This is a genomic window from Shigella sp. FC1967, from assembly GCF_001743005.1.
GTDB lineage: Bacteria > Pseudomonadota > Gammaproteobacteria > Enterobacterales > Enterobacteriaceae > Proteus.
This window is the reverse complement of sequence record NZ_MIIZ01000697.1, coordinates 1-4,508: the sequence shown is the minus strand read 5'-3', so window position 1 is coordinate 4,508 and position 4,508 is coordinate 1. Positions and strand designations below refer to the sequence as shown.

The window sequence follows — 4,508 nt, the reverse complement described above, 5'->3', positions numbered from 1 at the left end:
CAGTTTGATAAAAAGAGAGGAGATAAATCGGCAATAATCTATTTTGTTATGGGGTTAGCCAACTAAAAGAGTTGGCGTGTTAAGCTGAATCATCAATAATGAATAAGATAAGGTAATTAATAATGGAAAAAATTGCTCTCTCTGTACCAAGAACATATCAAAACTTTACAAAATCGTACGCGTGATGCTTTATCCAGACACCATCTTGATTCTGTATTAATCCATTCAGGTGAACCTATCCGTATTTTCCTTGATGATAGTGATTACCCTTTTAAAGTGAATGCGCATTTTAAAGCATGGGTACCTGTAACAGATGTACCACATTGTTGGTTATTAGCGGATGGCGTTAATAAACCTAAATTATGGTTCTATTCCCCAGTTGATTATTGGCACAGTGTTGAAGCTTTACCAAGTAGCTATTGGACTCATGAAATTGAGTTAATTCATCTCAAGAATATTGATGATATTCAAAAAAGAACTAGCACCTTATATTAATAAAAAATACCGCTTATATTGGTCCAAATACACAGCGAGCCGAATCATTAGGTGTGAATATTGATAATATCAACAATCAATCTCTTCTTAATTATTATCATTACTATCGTGCCTATAAAACAGGCTATGAATTAGCTTGTATGCGTGAAGCACAAAAAAATGGCTGTCAACGGACATATTGCTGCTCGTGAAGCTTTCCAAGCCGAATTAAGTGAGTTTGATATTAATATGGCGTATTTAATGGCTACGGGTCATCGAGATATCGATGTTCCTTACGGTAATATTGTTGCCTTAAATGAACATGCTTCTGTGTTGCATTACACAAAATTAGATCATGAATCACCGGATGAATATCGTAGTTTCCTTATTGATGCGGGCGCAGAGTATAATGGCTATGCAGCAGATATTACTCGTACTTATAGTGCCAAAGAAAATCATGAATTTACTTCGTTAGTTAAAGATATGAATGATGCACAACAAGCGCTGATTGCAACAATGAAAGCTGGCGTGCGTTATACTGAATACCATGTTCAAATGCATCAACGTATTGCTGGGTTACTTAATAAGTACGAGCTCGTTAAAGGTGTGAGTGAAGAAGAAATGGTGAACGCTGGGTTAACGACACCATTTTTACCTCATGGCTTAGGGCATGCTTTAGGTCTACAAGTTCATGATGCAGCTGGATTTATGCAAGATGATAAAGGAACCCATTTAGCAGCTCCTGCAATGTACCCATTCTTACGTTGTACACGTATTGTTGAGCCGGGTATGGTATTAACTATTGAACCGGGATTTTACTTTATCGACTCTTTGTTAGCGCCTTGGAAAGAAGGGAAATACAGTACTCATTTCAATTGGAAGCTTATTGAGCATTTCAAACCATTTGGTGGTATTCGTATTGAAGATAATATTATTATCCACGATAACAAAATTGAAAATATGACCAGAGACTTACACTTAGCCTGATGAAAGCGTATTTGATCCCCGCTGAAACCGTAGAATTCAGTGAAGAAATAAAGAAAAGTCGTTTTATTACATTTATTGCTCACACTGAAGGTATTGATGCAGCAAAAGATTATATCCAGTCTATCAAAGCGCAATTTCCTGATGCCCGACACCACTGTTGGGCTTTTGTTGCAGGAAGGCCCGATGACTCACAACAATTAGGTTTTTCTGATGATGGTGAGCCAACAGGTACCGCGGGAAAACCTATTCTTGCACCTCTTTTAGGAAGTGGAATGGGAGAAGTTACCGCCGTAGTTGTTCGGTATTTCGGGGGGATCAAATTAGGAACTGGTGGGTTAGTGAGAGCTTATGGCAGTGGCGTTCAACAAGCTTTAAAGCTTTTGCCAACCAAAACGAAAGTGCCTCAGTTACGTTTTAGTGTAGCGTGTGAATATTCACTTGTTTCATTACTTGAACAAGTCATTGAACAATATCATGGGCAAGTACTTTCAAGTGAATATACTGATAAAGTCACTTTTATACTATCATTGCCTGCTGTGCATAGTGGTGAAGTAGAAGTTAAACTACGAGATATAAGTCGTGGCAGTATGCAATTAATCCCGTTAGATAAAAATGAATAATCTTTGCTACCAAGGAAATCGCTAAATGCATTTTCGTTCAATAACCCGTATTGTCGGACTGCTTGTTATCTTGTTTTCTGTCACGATGATCATTCCTGGTATTGTCGCATTAATATATCGAGATGGTGCAGGACGTGCATTTAGCCAAACATTTATTGTCGCATTAATCATCGGATTAATGCTGTGGATCCCCAATCGCCATAAAAAAAGTGAGCTTAAACCTAAAGAAGGCTTTCTTATTGTTGTCTTATTCTGGACGGTACTGGGTAGTGTAGGGGCATTGCCATTTATCTTTTCTGAACAACCTCATCTTTCTATTACTGATGCCTTTTTTGAATCTTTCTCAGGACTGACGACAACGGGTGCTACGACGCTTGTCGGGTTAGATTCATTACCTAAAGCTATTTTGTTTTATCGCCAAATGCTCCAATGGTTAGGAGGGATGGGGATCATCGTATTAGCGGTCGCTATTCTTCCACTTTTAGGTGTTGGGGGAATGCAGTTATATCGAGCAGAAATGCCGGGTCCATTGAAAGATAACAAAATGCGACCTCGAATTGCAGAAACAGCGAAAGCACTTTGGCTTATCTATGTCTTGTTAACGATCATTTGTGCCTTAGCATTATGGATTGCAGGTATGGATGTGTTCGATGCTATTTCTCATAGCTTTTCAACGATTGCGATTGGTGGGTTTTCTACTCATGATGCCAGTATTGGTTATTTTAATAGCCCAACCATCAACATCATTATTGGTATATTTCTTCTGATCTCAGGTTGTAACTTTGGTTTGCACTTTGCCGTACTAACAGGAAGAAGTTTAAATATCTATTGGCGTGATCCTGAATTCCGGATGTTTATCTCAATTCAATTGGGATTAGTCATTATCTGTAGCGGTATTCTATGGCTTTATTCTGTATACGACACAGGATGGATAACTATAAACCAGGCTTTTTTCCAAGTTGTTTCTATGGCGACAACGGCAGGCTTTGCTACGGATAGCTTTGCACAGTGGCCTGCATTTTTACCTCTTCTATTATTATGCTCGGCATTTATTGGTGGTTGTGCCGGATCAACGGGTGGGGGATTGAAAGTTATTCGTATCTTGCTTTTATTCCTACAAGGGAATCGTGAATTAAAACGTCTTGTTCACCCTAATGCCGTATATACCATCAAACTTGGTCACCGCGCATTACCCGAACGTATTATTGAGGCCGTATGGGGATTCTTCTCCGCTTATGCGTTGGTATTTATTATTAGCTTAATGTTATTGATAGCGACAGGCGTTGATGAATTTTCTGCATTTTCAGCTATTGCCACGACATTAAATAACCTTGGTCCTGGATTAGGTATTGTCGCTGATAACTTCACGACAATGAATCCAGCTGCAAAATGGATATTGGTCGTGACGATGTTATTTGGGCGACTAGAAGTTTTCACACTATTGGTTTTATTTACCCCAACGTTTTGGCGTGATTAATCTAATACAAGGAGTCATGTATGAGTGCGCTATTGTTGTATTGTAGTACTGATGGTCAAACTAAAAAAATAATGACGCAAATTGCGAATGAATTAAGACAACATGGTCATGATTGTGATGTCAGAGATTTAACCTCTGTCCAGCAGAGTTTAAATTTATCTGCTTATAATAAAGTCTTAGTGGGCGCTTCAATTCGTTATGGTTACTTTAATAAAGCACTCGATAAATTTATCACTCGTCATCTTGCACAATTGAATAGTATGCCGTCCGCATTCTTTGGCGTTAATCTTACGGCAAGAAAAGCAGAAAAGAATACCCCCGAGACGAATGCTTATATGCGTAAGTTTTTAGATAAGACGCCATGGAAGCCAACGTTAACGGGTGTCTTTGCTGGCGCACTTTTTTATCCTCGTTATAAATGGATTGATAGAGTCATGATCCAGCTAATTATGAAGATGACTAAAGGCGAAACGGATCCAACAAAAGAAATCGAATATACAGATTGGAATAAAGTCAGTGAATTTGCGACGCACTTTGCCAAAATTGGGTGATATTTAATCTTTGTTGTGGGGTTTTTATACGTCTTGTTTGAGTTTTGAACGAACGGAAAATTATTTAAAAAAAAACACTTGCGCTAATCCGAGATCTCCCTATAATGCGCATCCACTGACCGACGATGAGCTGACAACAGCCACGAAGGACAGCGAAGAGAAAAGAAAAAAGTTTGAAAAAACTCTTGACTCTTCAGAGGAATAACGTATTATACGCCTCCTCGCAACAACGCAGAAGACCGGAAACGGCAGCGAATGTTGCACTGCTCTTTAACAAATTATCAGACAATCTGTGTGGGCACTCGCAGAGACGATATCTTCTAAAATATTAGATGTATCAAGTCTTGAAGAGTGAACAACAAAAGTAAATTCATTTATGAATAGCTAAGTTTTCGATTT

Annotated in this window: 3 protein-coding genes and 1 pseudogene; all 4 read left to right on the top strand. The window is 38.6% G+C overall.

Going from position 1 to position 4,508, the window contains the following annotated elements:
• Positions 1–132 precede the first annotated feature (132 nt).
• Positions 133–1,461 (top strand): annotated as a pseudogene (pepQ, locus tag BHE89_RS10160) (Xaa-Pro dipeptidase).
• Positions 1,461–2,081 carry an IMPACT family protein gene (locus BHE89_RS10155; RefSeq protein WP_069368043.1) on the top strand — a complete coding sequence of 207 codons (621 nt, stop codon included), beginning with the start codon at positions 1,461–1,463 and terminating at the stop codon, positions 2,079–2,081. The pseudogene pepQ and the gene BHE89_RS10155 overlap by 1 nt, the downstream one beginning before the upstream one ends.
• A gap of 25 nt (positions 2,082–2,106) precedes the next feature.
• Positions 2,107–3,558, top strand: coding sequence for a Trk system potassium transporter TrkH (trkH, locus tag BHE89_RS10150; protein WP_069368042.1), 1,452 nt, complete (start codon positions 2,107–2,109; stop codon positions 3,556–3,558).
• Between the two features lie 20 nt (positions 3,559–3,578).
• Positions 3,579–4,109 (top strand): menaquinone-dependent protoporphyrinogen IX dehydrogenase, encoded by a 531-nt coding sequence (gene hemG, locus BHE89_RS10145; RefSeq protein WP_069368041.1) that lies wholly within the window; start codon positions 3,579–3,581, stop codon positions 4,107–4,109.
• The last annotated feature ends 399 nt before the right edge of the window (positions 4,110–4,508 follow it).